Origin of the sequence: Stenotrophomonas sp. PS02298 (assembly GCF_029959445.1) — a bacterium.
In the GTDB taxonomy this organism is placed as follows: domain Bacteria; phylum Pseudomonadota; class Gammaproteobacteria; order Xanthomonadales; family Xanthomonadaceae; genus Stenotrophomonas.
In genome coordinates, this window is the sequence record NZ_JASCOR010000014.1 from 19,014 (window position 1) to 40,255 (window position 21,242).

Annotated in this window: 14 protein-coding genes and 2 tRNA genes; 4 read left to right on the forward strand and 12 right to left on the reverse strand. The window is 65.4% G+C overall.

The genetic code is table 11. The features are described from left to right. Positions 1–84: 84 nt before the first annotated feature. The 3 genes from QMX78_RS03985 to QMX78_RS03995 all read right to left on the reverse strand — a co-directional run bounded on the left by QMX78_RS03985 (position 85) and on the right by QMX78_RS03995 (position 3,724). Positions 85–1,683, reverse strand: a complete 1,599-nt coding sequence (locus tag QMX78_RS03985; protein WP_282266765.1) for an N-acetylmuramoyl-L-alanine amidase — start codon at positions 1,681–1,683, stop codon at positions 85–87. An 80-nt stretch (positions 1,684–1,763) separates the two neighbouring features. After that, positions 1,764–2,243: a tRNA (adenosine(37)-N6)-threonylcarbamoyltransferase complex ATPase subunit type 1 TsaE gene (gene tsaE / locus QMX78_RS03990; protein WP_282266767.1), complete on the reverse strand. Its 480-nt coding sequence runs from the start codon at positions 2,241–2,243 to the stop codon at positions 1,764–1,766. 8 nt (positions 2,244–2,251) lie between these two features. Beyond that, complete coding sequence (locus tag QMX78_RS03995; RefSeq protein ID WP_282266769.1) at positions 2,252–3,724, reverse strand: NAD(P)H-hydrate dehydratase; 1,473 nt, start codon at positions 3,722–3,724, stop codon at positions 2,252–2,254. A gap of 23 nt (positions 3,725–3,747) precedes the next feature. Here QMX78_RS03995 and queG point away from each other — a divergent pair, with 23 nt between their 5' ends. Beyond that, on the forward strand, positions 3,748–4,830 hold the full coding sequence (gene queG / locus QMX78_RS04000; protein ID WP_282266770.1) for a tRNA epoxyqueuosine(34) reductase QueG: 1,083 nt from the start codon (positions 3,748–3,750) through the stop codon (positions 4,828–4,830). 109 nt (positions 4,831–4,939) lie between these two features. Next, the gene (gene xseA, locus QMX78_RS04005; protein WP_282266772.1) at positions 4,940–6,310 is read left to right on the forward strand and encodes an exodeoxyribonuclease VII large subunit; all 1,371 of its coding nucleotides are present in this window, start codon (positions 4,940–4,942) and stop codon (positions 6,308–6,310) included. Positions 6,311–6,542: 232 nt separating this feature from the next. Here xseA and QMX78_RS04010 read toward each other — a convergent pair whose 3' ends face one another. Continuing rightward, on the reverse strand, positions 6,543–7,457 hold the full coding sequence (locus tag QMX78_RS04010; RefSeq protein ID WP_282266774.1) for a M48 family metallopeptidase: 915 nt from the start codon (positions 7,455–7,457) through the stop codon (positions 6,543–6,545). A gap of 66 nt (positions 7,458–7,523) precedes the next feature. Continuing rightward, on the reverse strand, positions 7,524–9,224 hold the full coding sequence (locus QMX78_RS04015) for an SUMF1/EgtB/PvdO family nonheme iron enzyme (protein ID WP_282266799.1): 1,701 nt from the start codon (positions 9,222–9,224) through the stop codon (positions 7,524–7,526). Positions 9,225–9,557: 333 nt separating this feature from the next. On the opposite strand from QMX78_RS04015, the gene rnd reads away from it, so the two are divergent. Beyond that, positions 9,558–10,640 (forward strand): ribonuclease D, encoded by a 1,083-nt coding sequence (gene rnd, locus QMX78_RS04020; RefSeq protein WP_282266776.1) that lies wholly within the window; start codon positions 9,558–9,560, stop codon positions 10,638–10,640. 291 nt (positions 10,641–10,931) lie between these two features. Here the strand turns inward: rnd and QMX78_RS04025 are convergent. The 7 genes from QMX78_RS04025 to QMX78_RS04055 all read right to left on the reverse strand — a co-directional run bounded on the left by QMX78_RS04025 (position 10,932) and on the right by QMX78_RS04055 (position 20,566). Beyond that, positions 10,932–11,007: transfer RNA gene (locus QMX78_RS04025), tRNA-Phe, on the reverse strand. A gap of 250 nt (positions 11,008–11,257) precedes the next feature. Then, positions 11,258–11,333: transfer RNA gene (locus tag QMX78_RS04030), tRNA-Ala, on the reverse strand. Positions 11,334–12,286: 953 nt separating this feature from the next. Then, positions 12,287–13,729, reverse strand: a complete 1,443-nt coding sequence (locus tag QMX78_RS04035) for an amidohydrolase (protein WP_282266779.1) — start codon at positions 13,727–13,729, stop codon at positions 12,287–12,289. 17 nt (positions 13,730–13,746) lie between these two features. Further along, positions 13,747–15,558 (reverse strand): amidohydrolase family protein, encoded by a 1,812-nt coding sequence (locus tag QMX78_RS04040; protein ID WP_282266781.1) that lies wholly within the window; start codon positions 15,556–15,558, stop codon positions 13,747–13,749. 14 nt (positions 15,559–15,572) lie between these two features. Then, positions 15,573–16,577 (reverse strand): FecR domain-containing protein, encoded by a 1,005-nt coding sequence (locus QMX78_RS04045; protein WP_282266782.1) that lies wholly within the window; start codon positions 16,575–16,577, stop codon positions 15,573–15,575. After that, the gene (locus QMX78_RS04050; RefSeq protein WP_282266783.1) at positions 16,561–17,148 is read right to left on the reverse strand and encodes an RNA polymerase sigma factor; all 588 of its coding nucleotides are present in this window, start codon (positions 17,146–17,148) and stop codon (positions 16,561–16,563) included. The genes QMX78_RS04045 and QMX78_RS04050 overlap by 17 nt, the downstream gene beginning before the upstream one ends. A 52-nt stretch (positions 17,149–17,200) precedes the next feature. Further along, positions 17,201–20,566, reverse strand: a complete 3,366-nt coding sequence (locus QMX78_RS04055) for a TonB-dependent receptor (RefSeq protein ID WP_282266784.1) — start codon at positions 20,564–20,566, stop codon at positions 17,201–17,203. Between the two features lie 185 nt (positions 20,567–20,751). Here QMX78_RS04055 and QMX78_RS04060 point away from each other — a divergent pair, with 185 nt between their 5' ends. Next, the gene (locus QMX78_RS04060; protein ID WP_282266785.1) at positions 20,752–21,228 is read left to right on the forward strand and encodes an LEA type 2 family protein; all 477 of its coding nucleotides are present in this window, start codon (positions 20,752–20,754) and stop codon (positions 21,226–21,228) included. The last annotated feature ends 14 nt before the right edge of the window (positions 21,229–21,242 follow it).

The following is a 21,242-nucleotide window of genomic DNA, read 5'->3' on the forward strand; positions in this document are numbered from 1 at the left end:
ACTGCCAGTTCACCACTACTGTTTCGCCCCACCCTCACCCCAACCCCTTACCCGCAGGGAGAGGGGCTCAAAGCAAGTACCGCCTTACTTGCTACCACCCGCAACGGTGCCAGCGGCGGCATCCATCTCGGCCTGGGCGCGGGCGGCGAACAAGGTGCCCGGTGGTGGCTGACGGCTGAAGAAGGTGTGCACGCCATCGAGCACGGCACCGGCGATGCGGCGCTGGTAGGCCGGATCAATCAGGCGGCGCTCTTCATCCGGGTTGGAGATGAACGCGGTTTCGACCAGCATTGCCGGCATGTCGGAGGTGCGCAGCACGGCAAAGTTGGCCCGCTCAAGGTTGGGCTTGTGGTTGTTGCCGATACGCTTGAGGCCACCGAGCACATGCCCGGCCGCGTCTTCCGACGCCTTCATGTTGCCGCTCTGGGCCAGATCCAGCAGTACGTTGGCCAAGGTGCCTTCGGTACGGCTGAGGCTGACGCCACCAATCAGGTCGGCGGCGTTCTCCTTGTCCGCCAGCCAACGCGCACGCTGCGAGGACGCGCCCTTGGTCGACAGGACATACACCGATGAACCCGTCGCCGAGCGATTCTCGGCGGCATCAGCGTGGATCGAGATGAAGATGTCAGCCCTGGCCGCACGTGCACGCTGGGCGCGCATCGGCAGCGGGATGAACACGTCGGTGTCGCGGGTCAGGAACGCGCGCAGGCCCGGCGTTGCATTGACCTGGCGGGCAAGTTCACGTGCAACCGCCAACGTCACGTCCTTCTCGCGCTTGCCAGTGGGGCCGACGGCACCCGGATCCTGGCCACCGTGACCCGGATCGATGGCAACCACCAGATTGCGCATGCCCGGCGCCATCCGAATTCGTGACGCGTCACTTGGCATGACCGGACGCGGCGCAGGCGTCTGTGCTGCAGCGACCGGTGCGGGTGCGGCTGCCGCAGCAGCCGGACTTGCCACGATCGGAGTCGGCACGCCGGTAGCGATGGTGGTGCGGACCGGGGTGCCCTGCCCATTGAGGATCGCAGCCGGTGAAGAGGTCGAAGCGACAACCGGCGTATTGCCGCTGCTGGCGACGACGGTCGTCGCGCCTGCAGCTGCCGGACCTGGAGCCGCCTGGACCGGCACCGGTGGCGGCGTGGTCGCCTGCTGACGCACGGCTGCGGTCAATGCAGCGGTGGCGCGGGCGGCTTCAGCACGTGCCTGCTCTGGATTCACCACGGGAGCGGCCGCTGGCACCAGCGCTGGGCTGGACCCGGCAGCAACAGCTGCCCGCGGCGCGGTTTCACCCGGCCATTCGATCAGCAACTTGGATTCGGCGCCCTGCCCCTGCATCTGCGGCTTGAAGGCAGCCACGGATTCGGCCAGGTCGAACACGATGCGGAAGGTACCGGGGACCGGGTTCCCGGTGCGCACGGCGGTGACCACACCCGCAGGCGCTGGCAACTTGAGGCCGCGCACGCCGGTGGATTCGGGGAAGTCGATGACCAGACGGTTGGGGGCAGCCAGGCTGATGGTCTTGTAGCTGCCACCACCGGCCAGCTGGATCTCGGCGCGGGTGCCGGTTGCGCCAGCACTCAAACCGAGCCCACGGACCTCACCGGCCCACGCGGAAGCGCTGGCCAGGCACAGGCCGGCAACGGCGACAGACAATGCGAACAGGCGGTTTCCCGTAGTCATGAGCGGATTCAATCACCGGATTTCGGTAATTGCAACATTTTTTCCCTTAATAATCCGCAACCTGCCGTAACTTCCTGTTGTTACAGGGCAGAAAGCCCCTGCAAGTGTTCCGTTTTGCGCAGCCGCTGCAGCCAGGCCTCACCGATCGGGCTATGTGCCTGCAGACGCGCACGGCGGCCATGGCCATCGATCTCCAGCGCCACCACCAGGTCCAACGGCGGCAAACCGCCTGCCCCGCGCTCGGGCCATTCGATCAGCCACAGGTCGGCGCTGGCATCGTCCAGACCGAGGAAATCCAGCTCACCGGCGTTGCCGATCCGGTACAGGTCCAGGTGCCAGGCCTCGCCGGTATCCAGCGGGTAACGCTCGATCAAGGTGTAGGTCGGGCTGCGGATCGGCCCCTGCACGCCCAGCGCGCGCAGCAGGGCCCGGGCCAAGGTGGATTTCCCGGCGCCAAGATCACCTTGCAGGTGAACCACCGCCTGCGCGGGCCGGGTCTGTGCCAAGGCCTGACCCAGCAGGTCGGTGCTCTCGGTGTGGGGCAAAGACAATTCGATCATGGGAGACATTATGGATTGGCCAGCGCCCGCAGGTGCGGCAATAGATCGCGCGGCAACAGCCCGCGCTCACCTTCGGCGGCTGCCGCATCGCCGGCCAGGCTGTGCAGCAAGGCGCCGGTGCTGGCTGCATCAAACAGCGACAGGCCCTGCGCCAACACGGCAGCGATGGCGCCGGTCAGCAGATCGCCCATGCCGCCAACCGCCATGCCCGGATTTCCCGCGGCAATCACCCGCGGCAGCTGCCCGGGCGCGGCGATCACCGTACCGGCGCCCTTGAGCACTACCACTGCCGCATAGCGCGCTGCCAAGGCATGCGCTGCAGCAAAACGCTCACGCTGGATGCTGGCGGTATCGGTGCCGAGCAGGCGCGCCGCCTCGCCCGGGTGCGGGGTGAGAATCGCCTGCGGCAGCGGCCGCGGATCGGCGGCAAGCAGATTCAAACCATCGGCATCCAGCACCAACGGCTTGCCGCTGGCCAGCACCGCCGACCACAAGGCATGCGCCCAATCATCCTGACCCAGTCCAGGCCCCAGCGCGATGACAGTGGCGCGTGCCAGCAATGGCGCGAAGTCCCCGGAACTATCAACGGCGTGCACCATCGCTTCGGGACAGCACGCCAACAACGGCGCCACATGCAGCGCGCGGGTTGCAACACTGCACAGACCGGCACCACTGCGCAGTGCAGCCTCGGCTGCAAGCATCACCGCGCCGCCACTGCCATGGTTGCCGCCGACGCACAGCACATGCCCGGATTCGCCTTTATGGGTATTGAGCCGACGTGGTGGCAGCATCCGCAGCAACTGCGGCCTGGCCCAGCGCAGCGCACTCGCACTGACACCGTCGAACGCGACCGCGGGCACCTCCAGATCAGCCAGCAAGCGCTGCCCAGCGTGCTCCAGCGCCGCACCGGTGTGCAGCCCTTGATGCGGCACGATGAACTGCAATACCCGCGCCGCACGCACCGCGGCACCCGTTACGTTACCGCTGAGCGCATCAACGCCACTGGGCACATCCAGCGCGAACACCGGCGCAGACGCAGCATTCATTGCTGCAATCAGGGCCGCGTCTTCGGTATCTGGCGCGCGGCTGAAGCCGATGCCATACAACGCATCGACGATCAGATCGGCCTGCTGCAGGCAATGCGACGCAATCTCAACGTGGCCGCCAATGGCCAGATAATCGGTACAGGCGCGCTGCGCCAAGGCCGTGCGCGGCGACGCGTCCGGCAGGTGCAGCACACTGACGTCACGTCCGGACTGGCGGGCGTGACGGGCCAGCACATAACCGTCACCGCCATTGTTGCCCGGCCCGCAGACCACCACGATGCGCCGCGCCTGCGGCCAATACTGCAGCGCGATCTGCCACGCAGCGTGGCCAGCGCGCTGCATCAGCAGGTAAGCATCGCCGCCCAGGGCAGCGGTCGCTTGCCCATCAATCTGGCGGGCAGCGGCGATATCGAACAATTCGACGGGCTCTGACATGCCGGCAATTCTATACTTGCGCCATGTCTGAAGCCGTTACCGCCGCAAATCCGGCGCAGTTGTCGCTGCGCATCCGCCAGCTTGCCCGTGAGGCGGGCTTCCAGCGCTGCGGGGTCAGCGGCATCGAGCTGGGCGAGGATGAAGCGCACCTGGCCGACTGGCTGGGCAAAGGCCTGTACGGGACGATGGAATGGATGGCGCGCCACGGCACCTTGCGGGCACGTCCGCAGGAACTGCTGCCCGGCACGCTGCGGGTGATCTCGGTTGGTCTGGATTACGGCCACAAGGACGATGCCGAAGCCTGGGCAACCTTGAATGATGGCGAGCGCGCCTATGTGGCGCGCTACGCGCTTGGCCGCGATTACCACAAGCTGATGCGCAACCGCCTGCAGAAGCTGGCCGAGCGCATCGCTGGCGAGATCGGGCAATTCGGCTACCGGGTCTTCGTCGACTCCGCTCCTGTGCTGGAACGCGCACTCGCGCGCAATGCCGGGCTGGGCTGGATCGGCAAACACACCTGCCTGATCGACCGCAACGGCGGCTCCTGGTTCTTCCTCGGCGAGATCTACGTTGACCTGCCGTTACCGGTGGATGTGCCGGCCACCGCGCACTGCGGCAGCTGCACGCGCTGCATCGATGTCTGCCCCACTGCCGCCATCATCGCCCCGCACCGGCTGGATGCGCGCCGTTGCATCTCCTATCTGACCATCGAGCATGAAGGCGCGATTCCGCTGGAAATGCGCCCGCTGATGGGCAACCGCATCTATGGCTGCGATGACTGCCAGCTGGTGTGCCCGTGGAACAAGTTCGCCCGGCGCACCGACGAGCCGGACTTCCGCGCCCGCAACAATCTGGACACCGCCACCCTGCCCGAGCTGTTCGCCTGGGAAGAAGACGAGTTCCTGCGCCGCACCGAAGGCAGCCCGATCCGCCGCAGCGGCCACGAACGCTGGCTGCGCAATATTGCCGTGGCGCTGGGCAATGCCGCGCCCTCTCCTGCCGCAAGGCAAGCGCTGCAAAGCCGCCAGACGCATGCATCCGAGGTGGTGCGCGAACATGTGCAGTGGGCCTTGCAGCGGCATGCAGACGCCACGCAGAAGCCCTGATCCCGTTTCGATATCGCCGGCCGACGCAGTCGCTCCCGTAAGATAGCGGCCGTCAGCTCACCTGCGCCGTCGGCACAGTTGGGCGCCCCACCGGCATAGCAGTTCAACCATGACCTCCAGCAACGACGTCCTCACCCCCAACCAGCTCAACACCTTGGCGCGCGATCTTCTGGAGAGCACGTTCCCGATGGTCTGGGTGGAAGGCGAACTGGGCAGTGTCAGCCGGCCCGCCTCCGGGCATCTGTACTTCACCTTGAAGGACGCGCGCGCCCAGGTGCGCGCAGCGATGTTCAAGCCCAAGAGCCAGTGGCTGAAGTTCCTCCCGCGCGAAGGCATGCGCGTGTTGGTGCGTGGCCGTTTGACGCTGTACGAAGCACGCGGCGACTACCAGCTGATCCTCGACCACATGGAAGAAGCCGGCGAAGGCGCGCTGCGCCGCGCCTACGACGAACTCAAGGCCCGGCTCGAAGCCGAGGGCCTGTTTGACCCAGCACGCAAGCGTCCGCTGCCAGCGCACGTGCGCCGGCTGGCAGTGATCACCTCACCCAGTGGCGCGGCGGTGCGCGACGTGCTGAGCGTACTGGAGCGGCGTTTCCCGATGCTGGAAGTCGAACTACTGCCATCGCTGGTACAGGGCGCCACCGCCGCTCCGCAGATCACCTCGCTGCTGCGCCAGGCCGATGCCAGTGGCCGTTACGACGTGATCCTGCTGACCCGCGGCGGTGGTTCACTGGAAGACCTGTGGGCATTCAACGATGAACAGCTGGCGCGTGCAGTCGCCGCCAGCAACACGCCGGTCGTCTCGGCGGTAGGCCACGAAACCGACTTCAGCCTGAGCGACTTCGCCGCCGATCTGCGCGCACCGACGCCTTCCGTGGCCGCCGAGCTGCTGGTCCCGGACCAACGCGATCTTGCGCTGCGGGTACGCCGGTTGGCGCAACGCCTGCAACAGCTGCAGGTACACGCTATGAGCCAGGCCATGCAGCGCGCCGACCGTGCAGCCTTGCGGCTGCAGGCGCATAGCCCACAGGCACGACTGAACCTGCTCAAGCACCGACAGGAGGTTGCCTTCGCACGCCTGCACGCTACCTGGCAGCAGCAACAGGAACGCCGCGCATCTCGACTCCGCCACGCTGCCACCGTGCTGCGCAGCACCCAGCCGCAGCGACGCTTGAACGCATTGGCCGAGAAGCTGGCAACCCTGGCACCGCGCGCCCATGCGGCGATGGCGCGCCAGTTGCAGCGCGATGCATTGCGTCTGCGCGGCGTCGCCCGCTCACTGGAAGCGGTGAGCCCCCTGGCTACCGTGGCGCGTGGTTATTCGATACTGACCATGCTTGAGGACGGTGCCCTGGTGCGTAGCGCCGAGCAGGTCAAACCCGGCGAACAACTACGCGCCCGCCTGGCCGAAGGCGAACTGCAATTGACGGTTGAGCAGATCAGCGCCAATCCCGCGCCCGGCGATTCCACTCAGGGCTGAGCCGGCCCCGCATCCAAACGATCGACAATGATCCGCGCCAGCCGGCCCGGATCATGATCGAAGCAGCTGCCAGCACAACCAATCGCTTGGGCATTTCCACCAAGGGCGGCGCCAGCCGCGCTGCCACGCACCAAGCCGGCACATCGCATCCGAACCTCTTGCCACAAGCAAGAACGCCGGCGAGCACCCACCGGCGTTCATCAGGCCTCCTGTGCAGCCCCCGTGATGTTTGCTACCGGGCCGCCGCTCCAGCGGTACAGAAGCGCTGCTTGTACTCCTGCGCCTTGGGCATCAGCGCCTGCAGGTTCTGGATGCGGGTGCCGGGATTTGGATGGGTGGAGGAGAATTCCGGTGGCGCTTGCCCGCCACTGGCCTGGCTCATGCGCTGCCATAGCGGCACCGCTTCTTCCGGGTTGAAGCAGGCAGCTGCGGCCAGCATCAGTCCGACTTCATCTGCCTGGGTTTCATGCGAGCGCGCATACGGCAGCAGGTAGCCGTAGCCCATGGCCGACATCATCATCTGCTGCTGCTGAACATCCATGCCGCTGGCCGCGCCAGCCATCTGCCCGATCTGGGTCAGCTTCTGCTGGGCCATGCGCTGGGCACCGTGGCGCAACAATGCGTGGGCGATTTCGTGACCCATCACCACTGCCAGGGCATCGGCGTTCTGGGCGACCGGTATCAAGCCGGTATAAACCGCCATCTTGCCGCCGGGCAGGCAGAACGCATTGGCTTCATCGGACTGCAGCACGTTCACGTCCCACTCGAAGTCCTTGGCGAAGTGCTGCGGCTGCAAGCCGTGCTCCTGCGCAAGCGAGGTTTCCACCACGTCGACCTTGGCGATCAGGCGACTGGCGATCTCGCGCACCTGGCGGGCGATCTGCGAATTGGGATCGACCGGCCGCTCCTGCGCCAGGATCTCCTGGTAGGCCTGCAGGCCCATCGCCTTCTCTTCACTGGCATTGAGCGAGCTGTCAATCAGCACCTTCTCGCCGGTATACGGGTCCACCGAGCGGTTACCGAAGTAGTAGCAGCCGCCATAGACCGCGAAGCCCAGCAGGATCACCCAGCGGATATTCCCGAACAGGCCGCCGCCACGCCGACGTTGACCGCCATTGCCTTGGTTACCGAAAGGATCTTGTCGCATGGTTGGATTCCGTCTGGGCCGGGCTGGCCTCCGCCGATGGTACCGCCAGCACAGGCCGCTGCAAGGTCAAATTCCGCGTACCAGGCGGAAACCGATGCGCGCCGAGGTGACGTCCGAGTCCTGTGATTGCCGCCACGCCGCACGGGTCTGCTCCGGCGCATTGGCCCAGTTGCCACCGCGGATCACCCGTTGCCGGCAGCCCGGGTTGTACCAGGCCGCGCCATCGGCCGGTGCGCGCCGGTAGCTGGCGTGCCAGCAGTCGGCCACCCACTCGCTGACGTTGCCGCTGATGTCGTGCAGGCCCCAGGCATTGGCACTGAACATCGCCACCGGCGCGGTGCCCCAGAAGCCATCGCCATAGCCGATGAAGGCATTGTTCCAGTGCCGACCACTGGGCGATACATCCAGGCTGCCAGTGAAGTTGCCGGCGTTCTCCGGCGGCGTCATCGATCGCCCCCACGGATAGCGGCCCTGGCTGCCAGCCCGCAATGCGTACTCGAACTCCGACTCGCTGGGCAGGCGGTAATAGCGCCCGGTCTGATCGGACAGCCACGCCGCATAGGCTTCAGCATCGCGGACGCTGACATGCATCACCGGGCTGTTGGGCGCGGCCTTGGCACCGTTGTAATCGGACTGCCAATCCACCCCGCTGCGACGGATGAAGTTGCCGCTACGCTCGTCATAGACAATCGAATGGCCGCGCCGGGTCGCACGCGGGCGCGCCTTGGCGGCCTCCACGAAGCGACGGAAGTCGGCGACGGTAACCTCGGTGATCGACATCGCAAAACCGCGCTCGAAGCTCACCAGATGCTGCGGGCGTTCGGCATCGGCGCTGCCGATCTCGCCCTCCGTCGCTCCCATCTGGAAGCTGCCATAGGGCACCACCACCATCTGCGGACCACGACTGCCATCGGCCAAGGCATCGCTGAACACCTGCCCCGGGCGGAAGCTGCCGTAATGGGTGACCAGCTCGATGCGCTCGCGCAGCAGGGCCACGGTGCGGTCGCCGGGCAGCGCGATGCGCTCGGCCTGGGCCAGCTTCAGCCGCGCATCCTTCAGCCCCTTGGATGAGACCAGATCACGCAGGCCGCCTTCGCGCAGCGCATCAAGCTGGGCGGTGCGGATGCCTTCGATGCGCGCACGTGCATCCTTCAAGGTCACGGCCTCGCCACGGATGGTGGTGGCCTTGTCCAACCAGCGCGCGGCCGCCTCGAAGTCCGAGTCCATTGCCGCGGCATGTTCGGCGCGGCGGATCAGGCCGCTTTCCACCGCCGCCAAGCCCTGCCGGGCGCGTCTGTTGAGTGGATCGGACGCCAGCACTTCGCGGAATGCCGCCTGTGCGCCGCCGCCATCCTCGCCAAACTGGTGTTGGCTCAGGGCCTGTTCGCCTGCGCGGTTCAGTGCCAGCAACCGCCGCGCCACTGCGATGCGCTGCTGCAAGTCCTGCTCGGCCCTGCCCTCGGGCGCCAACGCAACCGCTACGCCAGCGATCTCGGCAGCCTGGGCCAGGGCCTGCCGTTGATTCTCCGGTTGCGCCATCAAGGCGCTTGCCTGCGCGCGCAGACGCTGCCGGGCCTTGTCCAGGCCGCGCTGCGCGGCCCGGTCCTTCGGCTGCTGGGCAAGGATCGCCAGGTAGAGCGGAATGGCATCCTCGGCCTCGCGGTACAGCCTGTCCTCGGCCAGCGCCTGGTCGGCCGCTTTGCGCGCTTCGGCCAGTTGCCCGGGCTGCAGGCTGACTTCCGGCGCGCTCCAGACCGGCAACGTGATGTCCTCAAGCTGCGGGGTGGGATCCGGTGTTGCGGGCTCGCCCTTTGCTGCCGCAGCCGCCTCGGCCTTGGCTTCGGCACGTGCCTCAGCCCTCGCCTCCAGCCGCTTGGCCAGGCTTGGCTTCTTCGCTGGCTCCGCATTTGGCGCAGCCAACGGCGCTTGCGGCGCGCTGCCGCTGCACCCCGCCAACGCCAGCAACAGCGCCGTCAGACCCAACAATTGGCCGGTTTTACCCAAAAACGCCTCCATTACCTTGCACACTTTCCCGGGAGCGGCCCGACGTTAGGCTATTCTCGCCTGCCTGAGCAAACCCTGCAGTTGACGGAACCCCACGTGGCTTACTGGATCAAACACCCGGCGGAGTTGGAAGAACGCTACCGCCAGCGCCCGAGCCGGATCGGGCTGGACACCGAATTCATCCGCGAACGCACCTACTGGCCGCAGCTGGCCCTGGTACAGATGGCCGTTGGCGATGAAATCCTGCTGATCGACCCGCTGATCCCCGGCATGTGCGAGGCACTGAAGCCCTGGCTGACCGATACCTCGATCACCAAGATCATGCACAGCGCCAGCGAAGACCTGGTCGCCTTCAAGTGCGCCTGCGACGCGCTGCCGCGGCCGCTGTTCGACACCCAGATCGGCGCCGCGCTGGCCGGCATCGGCGGCGGCATGGGCTACCAGAAGCTGGTCGCCGAGATCACCGGCGTTACCCTGCCCAAGGGCGAGACCCGCTCGGACTGGCTCAAGCGCCCACTCAGCGACGCACAGCTGGAATACGCCGCCGACGATGTCGAATACCTGTTCGCCATGCACGACACCATCAGCGCCAAGCTGCAGGCTGCTGATCGCATGCAATGGCTGCAGGACGATGGCGAGCGCCTGCTGGCCAGCGTCGAGGATGACCAAGGTGAGCACTGGCCGCACCTGTCGATGCGCTCCTCGCAGGTACTGGAGCGCGATGCGCAGCTGCGGCTGCTGCGCCTGTTGCGCTGGCGCGACCAGCAGGCCCGCAGCAGCGACAAGCCGCGCAGCTGGATCCTGGACAATGAACTTGCCAACGTGCTGGCGCGCACGCCGCCCGCCGACTACGACAGCATGCTCAAGCTGTTCGGCCGTTTCCCCAAGGCCCCGCGCAAGCTGGCCCAGCAGGTATGGGAAGCACTGAACACCCCGCTTGCCGACGAAGCCGACGCACCGATGGCTCTGCCGGCCACCGACAGCAACAAGAGCGCACTCAAGCGCCTGCAGGACGCCGTCAGCAAGCGCACCGCCGAGCTGGGACTGCCGGACGGCCTGCTCGCCTCGCGCAAGCACCTGGAGGCCCTGCTGGAAAGCGGCAACTGGCCAACCGCCCTCGCCGGCTGGCGCCGCGAACAGCTGGAACCCGTACTGCGCCCATTGCTGCCAAGCAACTGAGCATCACAGCCCCGACCAAATCGGGGCCGCGTCAGCTGTAGTGCCGAGCCATGCTCGGCAGAACCACCAAAGAACCCGCAGATCCGCTCTTGTAGCAGCGGCGTAAGCCGCGAAGCAAACGATCCATCAGATCGCAAGCTCGCACTGCAAACTCGGCAACCCCAGCTTCGCGGCTCAAGCCGCTCCCACAAACCGCAAACCCAAAGCACCAACACAACCGCAATCGGTGCAAATCCGGTGCAAAACAAACAACAAAAAAAGGGCTCGCATTTCTGCGAACCCTTGAAATTTTGGTGGCCGAGGACGGAATCGAACCGCCGACACGGGGATTTTCAATCCCCTGCTCTACCAACTGAGCTACTCGGCCACTTTGTTTTGTTTTCGTCGGCGTTGCTGCCGTCGAGGAGGCGTATATTACGGAGCTATTTCGGTTTCGGCAAGCCAATTTCACAAAAATTTTCACATCCGCCGAAAATTCCTCGAAATGCCTTGTGTAGCGAGACTTCCGCCGCTGCAGCCATCTCGCCACATGGCGAAAATTTCGCCAGAACGCCCACTTCCAGCGCAAAAACGCAAAGAAGCCGCATCATCCGATGCGGCTTCTTTGCTTGAAGACTTGGTGGAGCGGAGGAGGATCGAACTCCCGACCTTCGCATTGCGAACGCGACGCTCTCCCAGCTGAGCTACCGCCCCACACGGTGAACCGAGCATAGCGCTGTTGCCCGCGTCACGCAAAACGCCACGGCCCGGCATCGAAGACGACGGGCGATAGACCCGCCGCTGCACAGAAGAAGGACCCTGGCCCCAGTGCTTTTGTAGGCTACAAAAATGGACAACACTGAGGAAGCGCTCGACTACACCGGACAACCGCTGAAAGGCTTCCAATGATTCTTGTCCACCACCCCGCGGCAAGAACCAGCCTGGTTCTCCTGCTGCTTGCAGGCTGCGGCGATGTAGACCGCAAGTATCAAGTGGGTCAACCTGCCCACGTGTATTGCCCTCCATCCGCTTCCGACATCACTCCAACGCGGCTGGCAGGTGGTGAACTTGAGAATGGCGGCTTCGCCGTCAGGGGCTGCTCGCGTGCAGCCTCGGCCTGTGAAAAGCGACTGAAGAATGTGTTGGCCGCCTGGGTCGACACGCCTGATGGTCCAGAGGGCGCCCCTCTAGGCGGACATATCCAGGCCTTGGCGAATTCCGGCCGACGAGAGCCGTCGTCGGACCCAGCTCTAAACCGCTTTCTGGTTCGCGACGGGACCAAACAACGCTACATTTTCAACGCTGACGACAACACCTTGATCGCAATTTGCGATGGTCAAGTGTGCACCCGAGGTTTTCGCCACGCTGGAATACAGTACGGGTACACATTCCAGACCCCAGAGAAATTTGCTGGAGAGGTAACCCCCTTGGATCACTTGCTCGTGGAGGTTGTTCGTAGCTGGCAGTGCGATGAATCACGCAAAGCTCCCTAGCCAGCTCTGGCCATGCCCGCGTTCAACGAACACGAGCGACGACCCGATGGAGGGGATCGGGTCGCCGCCCGAGGGCGCGATGGGCTACCCAGCAACATCACTCCGGCCGCCACCTTGCCCACGCAGCGGTGAAGCCCGCGTAGAACCAAGATTGCAATCGCGCGACAGCGTGCCTCAGTCCTTGGTCTTGCGCCGGTAGTCCAGCGGCGGCGCATCCCGCTGCAGCAGCGGCACATAGCGGAAGCCTGCGCCGCGGCGCTCGTCGAACTCCTGCTTGGCCTTGGCTACCAACTCCGGCGACTGCAGCAGCTGCACGCCGGCAAGGGCCATTACCTTGGCGGCGTTCAACGCACCTTTGTTACCGATCGACATGCCCGATGCGGCAACTGCCTGCCAGCTGTGTGCCGGAGTTCCGGGCACCCAGGTGGCTGTGCTGACGCCAGCCGTGGGGACGTTCCAGCTGACGTCGCCAACATCGGTGGATGCGCTGCCTGCCTGGTCTGCCCGGTAGGGTTGCAGCTGTGTTGCCACCTGCAGATCCGGGCGCTTTTCCAGGCTCTCCTGCAGCTTCTTCGCGAATGCCTGCTCGGCCGGATCGTACTGCACGCCGCCAACCTGCTGCAGCGCTGCCTGCATCACCTGCCCAAGCGTGTCATTGGGCAACAGCGAGTACACGCCACCGGTCGGCTCGAATTCGACCGTGGTACCCGTGCCCATTGCCGCGCCTTCGGCTGCCTTCTGCAGGCGTTCGATCACATCGCGCACCACCGCCGGGTCGGTATGGCGCACGTAGTAATACGCCTCCGCCGCATCCGGCACCACGTTGGGAGCGGCGCCGCCGTTGCTGATGACGTAATGGATGCGAGTGCCGTCGGGCACATGCTCACGCATCAGATTGGCCATGTAGTTGAAGGCCTCAACGCCGTCCAGCGCGGAGCGGCCGCGCTCGGGAGCGATGGCGGCATGGGCGGCGCGGCCGTGGAAACGGAACTTGCCGCTGATATTGGCCAACGTCGTGCCTTGCGCAGCGGAGTTCTCGGCGGACGGATGCCAATGCAGCACCACGTCCACATCATCGAACAGCCCCGCCTTGGTCATGTATACCTTGCCGGAGCCGCCCTCCTCCGCCGGCGTTCCGTACAGCCGCACTTCGCCGGGCGTACCGGTCTGCTGCATCCACTGCGCCAAGGCGCGGGCTGCGCCGACCGATGCCGCACCAAACAGATTGTGGCCACAGGCCTGGCCGGCATCCTGGCCGGCAATGACGCTGCGCACCGGCGTCGCCGCCTGGGCCATGCCGGGCAGCGCATCCATTTCTGCCAGCAGCCCGATCACCGGGCCCTTGCTGCCATTACGGAAGCTTGCTACGAAGGCGGTCGGCATGCCGGCAACATTGGCCTGGATATGGAAGCCTGCCTGTTGCAACTCCTTCTGCAACAGCGCGGATGATGCATGTTCCAGATAGCCGAGCTCTGGCTGCTGCCAAAGCTGCAGGCCAACCTCAGCCTGCCGTTGCGAGTAACCATCCAGCGTACTGATCACGTCCGCGGCAAACGCCGTTCCTGCAAGAGGAAGCAACGCTGCCAGCAACGCGGCACGCAGATAACGGGTCTTCATCCAGCCAGCCCCACGCATCAATAGAAACTGACGTTGTCGATCTCGAACCACAGCTTGCTGCCGGGTTCGCCGCTGCCGGAGACAACCAGCTGCTGCAGGTCATCGCCCTTCCACACCGCCACGGGTGCCTTGGCGCGATACGGCGGCTGGCCCTGCAGTGCGGTGAACGGAATCTCCACCGTCTGCCATTGTGCTCCGGCCTGCAGCGGCGCAATGAAGCGGCGATTGCCCAAGGCCCGCACTTCCAGCTGCAATTCCGGTGCGCTGCCACGCAGCTCCAAGCGGATGCCACGATAGGCGCGCGCATCCACCGGCGCCACCGAACCACGGCTCAACGGCAGGATCGTCGCAGCGAAGGCAGTGTCCTTGCTGGACAGCTTGGCCTGGGTCGCCAGTGCGTTGCCGCCGGTTTCGCGCGCGACGATCTCGGTGACCTGCGCGGTGCGGTCATTGCCACCGTCGGCCTCGTCCACGCGCAGCGTGTCCAGCGCGGTACGGCCATCGGCGCGCTCGAAGTCATCAACCAGGGCCTGCACCGGCTGCGCTGGCAAGGCCAAGGCCTTGTTGCCGGCCGGCAACACCGCGCCCTTGCCTTGCACCTGACGACCGGCCACGTAGACCTGCTGCGTATTGCGAACGTCGCCAATGCGCTCCCACGGGCGACCGCTTACCAGCAACAAATCCGCGCGCTTGCCAACTTCGATGCTGCCGCGGTCATTCACGCCCAGCGCCTTGGCGCTGGCCGAGGTACCAGCCAGCAGCGCCTCGCTCGGGGTCAGCCCAGCCTGCACCAGCAGCTCCAGTTCGCGCAGGGTCGAGGTGCCATGCGGGGTGCCGGTCATGCCAGCATCGGTGCCCACCACTACCGGGATACCGGCATCGTGCAGCGTCTTGACGTTGTGCAAGGCGTTGGCGAAGTTCTGCTCGCGCTGGGCCAGCACATCCGGCTTGCCGTTGTTGCGTCCGCTGCCATCGACGCGCTCGGGCAGATACACCGCCAGCGAGGGTGCATAGGCGGTACCGTGCTCGCGCATCAACGCGATCAACTCATCGTCAACCGCACCGTCCTGCACGCTGTGCGCGATCACGTCCACTCCCGCCCGTGCGGCGGCCTTGCCGCGCTTGACCATCACCGTATGGGTGAACACCTTGAGGCCGTTCTTGTGCGCCTCGTCGACCAGCGCGGTGAGGGTTTCCTCGTCCATGCTGCTGTTGTCGGCGGCATTGGAATAGCGCCAGCCATCGGTGAAGGCCTTGATGAAATCCGGCTTGTAGGCAGCCACCGCACGCACGCCTGCACGCGCGGCCTCGGGTGAATTCACCCAGCGGGTGGTGTTCTCGTCCCCCCAATCCGCGCCATGGCCAAGCGGCGTGCTCATGCGCGCGGCGAACTTGACGTCGGGTGCGGCAATCGAGGCCAGCCATGCGCGGCGCGGCGCATACGCTTCTGGCGGCTCGTGGAAATCGCTGACCGTGGTGACGCCGGCCGCCATGTAGAGATTCGCCACCTGCGGCAGTTCCGACGGCGTGGCGTTCGGCGTCCAGTGCGTGTGCAGATCGAACAGACCCGGCAGCAACGCCTGGCCCCGTGCATTGACCACACGTGCGCCCTTGGGGGCCGTCAGTTCAGCGCCGATAGCAGCAATGCGACCGTCCTCGACCAGCACGCTGGCCGCATAGGGTGCGCGGCCGGTGCCATCGAAGACCATTGCGTCGCGGATCAACACAGCCTTGTCACCGGCAGTAGCGGCCACACTGGCCTGTCCTGCCCCCAGTAATGCAGCGGTGAGCACCGCCAAGGCGAATCCACGCTTGCTGTTGTAATGCATGTCTTTATCCGGATTCACTGCATGGACCGCGCCGCCTGCGGCGCAGCATCAGGGGAGCTCAGCCGCACCACGTCTCCGCGCTGCTGCACCACCAGGCCAAGGCTCAGCGCGACACTATTGGCGAAGCCGCGCGGGTCACTGGCCGAATACAAGCCAACGATGCGGCGACTGCCAACCAGCGGGTCATCGATGACGATGCGGGTATCGCTGTAGCGCAGGAACTGCGCCGCCGCCACCGACAAAGTATCGCCGTTGAAGGACAACATGCCTTCGCGCCAGGCCAGTTGCTGATCCACATCATCCGTGGGCACCGCCTCGATGCGGATGCCGTGGCTGCGGTTGGCCAGCGCTCGATAGTTGGCTACCAATCGTGCAGGGGCGACCGCGCCCTGGGTATCGGTCACATCGACGATGCCTTCGCGTACCAGCACTTCCACGCCGCCGCTGCGGCGCTCGGTGAGGCTGACCGCGAAACTGGTGCCTACCGCGGTGACATCGGTTTCCTCCGCGCGCACCACGAATGGGCGTTGCGGATTCTTGGCCACATCGAACAAAGCCTCGCCCTGCAGCAGATGGATATCACGGCGGGTCGCGCTGAACTGCACCCGCACCTGCGAGTCCGAATCCAGCGTGATCGCCGAACCGTCCTGCAGCGGTACGCGCAGTATCTCGCCCTTGCGGGTGGCGAAGTACTCAGCCCCATCGTCCTGGCGTTGCACGCCGATGGCGAGCACGCCAACCACGGCAGCCAGGCCCATTGCCCAGCGCAGTACGCGCCGCGCCCGTCGTGGCGCGCGTGCGGTGAATGCACGGTCCATTTCGCCGGCCGACAGCGCGCGCGCGCGATCGGTACGTGCCAGCACTGCATGGGCGCGGGCATAAGCGCCAAAGTGGCGCGTATCGGCTTCCAGCCAGGCATCACGTTGCGCACGTTCCTCCACCGTGAGTTGCGCGCGGTCCTCGCGCGCCACCCAACTGGCGGCTACATCATCAATACTCGCATCAGCGCCGACGCGCATGCCTTGCTCCTTCCGCGGCGAACCGCTCACTACTCTTCTGCATTACGTCGTCATCACGCTTCATCGAATCCATCAATACCCGGATTCCCTTGCAGATGTGTTTCTCCACGGTGTTCTCGCTGATCTGCATGCGTTCGGCGATCTCGCGCTGCGAGTAGCCCTCCACACGCCGCAGCACGAACGCCTGCCGACACTTGTCCGGCAGGCTTTCGATCAAGGCGCCTATGCGCGCCAGCTCCTGTCGTGACGACGCCATCCGCTCCGGGCTGACTTCGTCGCCAACAATGGCGACACGGTCGATCTCGGCAACGGCCTCGATCGACACCACCTGTGCGCGTCGCAACTGCTGCAGCACCACCGAGTGGGCGACCGAGTACACGTAGGCCTTGGGCTGCAGGATGTGCGATACATCCGCCATTCCGGCGAGGATGGCGTAGGTCTCCTGGATCACGTCATCCACGTCCTGGCGCAGCGACAATCGCCGCCGCAGCCAGTCCCGCAGCGCGGGCTCGCAAGGCAATATGTGCTCGGCCAACCAGCCGGCACGCTCCCGCGCAAGCGCCGCCTTCATCGCGGCACCTGCCCGGCTCCCGCCACATGGCGGAATGGAACGTTTTTCTGCATCAGAACGCCTTGCTCACGTTGACGTACCAGTAGCGCGGGTTGGCCTGGTAGACACCCGACGGGTAACCGAACACATCGTCGGAGATCGGCGGGCGCTTGTTGGCGATGTTGTTGGCACCGACCTTGACCGCCACGTTGTTGAGCCAACCTTCGCGTGCGAAGTCGTACTTGACGAAGGCATTGGCCAGCGTCTGCGACTTCACCGTCCACGGCGTGCCATCGGCCAGGGTCAGGCCATTCTCGACGTAGGAGCTGGCATAACGCGCGCTCGCGCCCACCGACAGCTGCTGGTAACGCCAGGTCAGCGTGCCGGACCACTTCCATTCCGGGTTGCCGCCATTGCCGATCAGGTCACCGCCACCGGTGATGCGGATCGACGGATCCACCAGTCCTGCGGACTTGGCATCTTCCAGCGCCTGCAGTGCCGGCGAACGCTGGCGGTAGAACTCGATCAGGTGGGTACCGGTAACCGAAAGATCGAAGCGGCCGATCGCGGTTTCCGGCGAGTTCCAGCTGAAGTTGTAGTCAACGCCACGCAGGGTCTGCGGCTCCAGGTTGACGTACTGGTCGGTGACGTACAGCACCTTGCCGGCAGCAGCCAGACCGGTGCCGGCGAAGCGGGCGATGTCGTCAGCGGTCGCATCTGCACGCACCACCGCCGAGTTGCTACCGCCCTGCTGGCGCAGCATGTAGTCCAGGATCAGCGCATTGCCTTCGCCGAACAGGCCGATGATGCCCTCCTGCTCGTACTTGTAGTAATCGACGGCGAAGGTGAAGCGACCGTAGTTTTCCGGGATGAAGCGCGGCTGGAAGACCAGGCCGGCGCTGGTGTTGGTCGAGGTTTCCGGCTTCAGGTCCGGGTTGCCCGAGCGACGCGCGGTGGTGGAGTAGCTGTAGCCGCCGCAGTTGGCGAACGCCGGCTGTGCACCGCTGCGCTTGTCCGCCTCGCACTGGATGTAGTCGGTGCGGGTGTTGGAACGGCTGACCACCGTGGCGTTGATCTGCTCCAGGTTGGGCGCACGGAAGCCCTTGGCCCAGGACGAACGCAGGGTCAGTCCGTCAAACACCTGCCAGCCCAGCGCGAGCTTCGGCTTGGCGACATTGCCGAAATCGTTGTAGCGCTCGGCGCGGCCGGCCACCTGCAGGTCCAGCGAGCGCACCAGCGGGATGTTCATTTCCGGCGACACCAGTGGCACCGAGAACTCGGCGAACAGACCCGCGACAGTGCGCGAGCCATAGGTGTCCGGGGTCGGGCTGACGCCGTACATGTCGCTGGGATAGGCAACGCCAGTGATCGCATCGGTGAAGGTCACCGAACCATCGACGCGTGCATCACGGTCATCGCGCTGGGTTTCGTGGCGCACTTCCAGGCCCGCGGCCATGCCGACATCGCCGGCCCAGGTCTTGAACAGATCCGCGCGCGAGGCCTTGAAGTCCCACAGGAACAGCTCGGTCTTGCTCTGGCGCTGCGCCTTGTAGAAGAACTGGTCCAGCTTGTCCCAGTCATTGCAGCCGCCGCAGAACGGGTTGTAGGCCGACGCAGTTGGATTGGCCAGGGCCTGCTGGAACAGCGACATGCTCACTGCATCCTGGGTGTCCTTGACCCTGGCTGCCGAGTACAGCGCAGCGCTTTCCCAGTCAAAGCCGTAGTGGAAGCCACGCAGGCCGGCCAAGGCACGCACCTGGGTGTTGTTGACCTCGATGCGGGTCGGCCGCTCGAAGCGGTAGCTGGTGATGGTCACCGGCACGCCGTTGGCGTCGATGTTCAAACCCTGCAGGCGGTTCGGGTTGAGCGAGCCGTCGGGCAGGTACATCGCGCCGAAGGGGTTCCAGTAGTTGCTGGCTGCCACCGTCATCGGCAAGGCGGTGATGGTGTTGACGCCGTTCTGCAGGCTGTAGGCGCGCGAGTTGTAGATGCCAGCCTCGCTGAAGAACGACAAGCCGTTATCGAAATCATGTTTGCCGGTGACGAACAGGTTCAAACGACGCACATCCGGGCTGATCGACAGCGGATATTGGCCCTGCTGGTTGTCGCGCAGGTTGGCGTCGGCACCGGAAGTCGCCTTGCTGCCGGACTGCACGCACAGGCCATCGGCAATGGTCGCCGCGCAACCGCTGTTGCTGGTGGGCTGCACATGGAAGGCACCGGCGGTGGTGGTCAACCAAGTACCGTTCTGCGACACGCGCGGGCCAACCACGGTGAAGTTGCCCCACGGGCTGTTGGTGTTGCGGTTGTCGGTGCCGGCCAGGCCTTCAAACGGCGTGCCGAGGAAGTCGGCCGCACGGTTACCGTTTTTGGTCCAGTCCTGGTCCAGCGAGTTCAAGCCGGTGGTGTTGTAGTAATTGAAGGCGATGGTGATGTTGGAGCGCAGGTCTTCGGAGTTCTTGCCCCACATGCCGTTGACGCCGATATCGCGCAGGTCGGTGCCTTCACCGAAGCCCTTCTGCACGCTGATGGTGCCACCGTCCATGTCATCGCGCAGGACGTTGTTGACCACGCCAGCCACCGCATCGGTGCCGTAGATGGCGGCCGCGCCGTCCAGCAGCACTTCAACGCGACGCAGGTTGGACACCGGCACCGCATTGGCGTTGTAGGTCAGCACCGGTACCAGATTGCCGTCGGCCTGGCTGGTGGGGTGCACCACGGTGCGGCGGCCGTTGATCAGCAGCAAGGTATTGCCGACGCCAAGGCCGCGCAGGTTGACCGAGGCGATGTCGCCGCGGGCGTAGTTGGAGCTGTTGCCGCCATTGGTGCCACTGAACGAGACATCGCCCATCTGCGGGATGGAGCGGTACAACTCGTCGCCGGACACGGCGCCGGTTGCCTCGATCTGCTCGGCCTGCAAGGTCGCCACCGGCAGGATCGCGGCGGTCTTGGCGCCCTTGATCTGGCTGCCGACCACGGTGATCTGGTCCAGCGTGCTGACGCTGGGGCTGGCCGCTGCTGGCGCGGGTTCAGCGGCTTCCTGCGGCGCAGCCGGAGCTGCAGCCTGCCCTGCGGCCAGACCGCCCAATCCACCGAGCGAGGCCAACATCGGCGTGGCCGCGCGCAGGGTAATGGTGCGGCCGTCGTCCGAGGCCACGCTCAGGCCGGTGCCGGTGAGCAGACGGGCCAGCGCCTGGCGCGGCTCCATCTGCCCTTTCAACTCGGCCACTTCAATGCGCTGGGCGCCACCTGAATGCGCCGGGGCGATGATCTGCACGCCGGCCTGGCGGGCGAACTCCGGCAATACATCCTCGATGCTGCCGGCCTGAAGATCGAACTGTGGTGGCGCTGCCAGCGCCGGAACGGAGGCGCACAGCGCCACAACTGCCAGACCGCCGCGGATAGCGCTTGCAAGCGGCAACAACTTGAATGAACGCATTGATGAATCCCCAGAAAATGACGCGAATGACGGCAACCTCTGCCCCCTGCATGACTCGATGCATGACCGCGCCGGTTCCGCCATCCCTCCGTCATATTGGCTGATCTGGCAGCCCTGTACCCAACAGGCCGCCATACGCCGTAGTATTCTTGGGAGATAAGCTCAGGACCCGAGGACCACGCCCCATGCGTTTTCGCCCCCAGTACGCCTTGATGGCCGTACTCGCACTTGTACTTACCGCCTGCGGCAATGGCCCGGTGAAGCGCGTCTCCGAACCGGCTGCCAGCATCCAGCAGCTGAGCGTCGGCAACGACGGCAACTGGGAAGTGGAACTGCGCCTGCGCAACTACAGCTCGATGCCGATGCGTTTCGACAACGTGTCGCTGGCAGTGAAGGTTGGCGATGAAGCCGCCGGCACGCTCAACGCCAGCCCGGCGCTGTCGATCGGCCCGGAATCGGCCGACGTCATCAAGGTCCGCCTGCAGCCATCGTCCTCGGCGCGCATCGTCGTGGCCGATGCGCTGGCCGGTGGTCGCTCGCTGTTCTACGAACTGGAAGGCAGCGTCAGCGCCACCCCGGAAGAAAAGAAGCAACGCAGTTTCGACATCAAATCGCGCAACAGCCTCAACCAGGCACCGGGCCTGCCCGGCGTGCTGCGCTGATCCCCCATCCGTTC

What these genes read in the sequence shown, in the direction of transcription:
- QMX78_RS03995 (WP_282266769.1), bottom strand. Translation starts at nt 3,724, where the DNA reads ATGTCAGAGCCCGTCGAATTGTTCGATATCGCCGCTGCCCGCCAGATT.
- QMX78_RS04055 (WP_282266784.1), bottom strand. Translation starts at nt 20,566, where the DNA reads ATGCGTTCATTCAAGTTGTTGCCGCTTGCAAGCGCTATCCGCGGCGGT.
- QMX78_RS04035 (WP_282266779.1), bottom strand. Translation starts at nt 13,729, where the DNA reads ATGAAGACCCGTTATCTGCGTGCCGCGTTGCTGGCAGCGTTGCTTCCT.
- QMX78_RS03985 (WP_282266765.1), bottom strand. Translation starts at nt 1,683, where the DNA reads ATGACTACGGGAAACCGCCTGTTCGCATTGTCTGTCGCCGTTGCCGGC.
- QMX78_RS04040 (WP_282266781.1), bottom strand. Translation starts at nt 15,558, where the DNA reads ATGCATTACAACAGCAAGCGTGGATTCGCCTTGGCGGTGCTCACCGCT.
- QMX78_RS04010 (WP_282266774.1), bottom strand. Translation starts at nt 7,457, where the DNA reads ATGCGACAAGATCCTTTCGGTAACCAAGGCAATGGCGGTCAACGTCGG.
- tsaE (WP_282266767.1), bottom strand. Translation starts at nt 2,243, where the DNA reads ATGATCGAATTGTCTTTGCCCCACACCGAGAGCACCGACCTGCTGGGT.
- QMX78_RS04050 (WP_282266783.1), bottom strand. Translation starts at nt 17,148, where the DNA reads ATGAAGGCGGCGCTTGCGCGGGAGCGTGCCGGCTGGTTGGCCGAGCAC.
- QMX78_RS04045 (WP_282266782.1), bottom strand. Translation starts at nt 16,577, where the DNA reads ATGCGCGTCGGCGCTGATGCGAGTATTGATGATGTAGCCGCCAGTTGG.
- QMX78_RS04060 (WP_282266785.1), top strand. Translation starts at nt 20,752, where the DNA reads ATGCGTTTTCGCCCCCAGTACGCCTTGATGGCCGTACTCGCACTTGTA.
- queG (WP_282266770.1), top strand. Translation starts at nt 3,748, where the DNA reads ATGTCTGAAGCCGTTACCGCCGCAAATCCGGCGCAGTTGTCGCTGCGC.
- xseA (WP_282266772.1), top strand. Translation starts at nt 4,940, where the DNA reads ATGACCTCCAGCAACGACGTCCTCACCCCCAACCAGCTCAACACCTTG.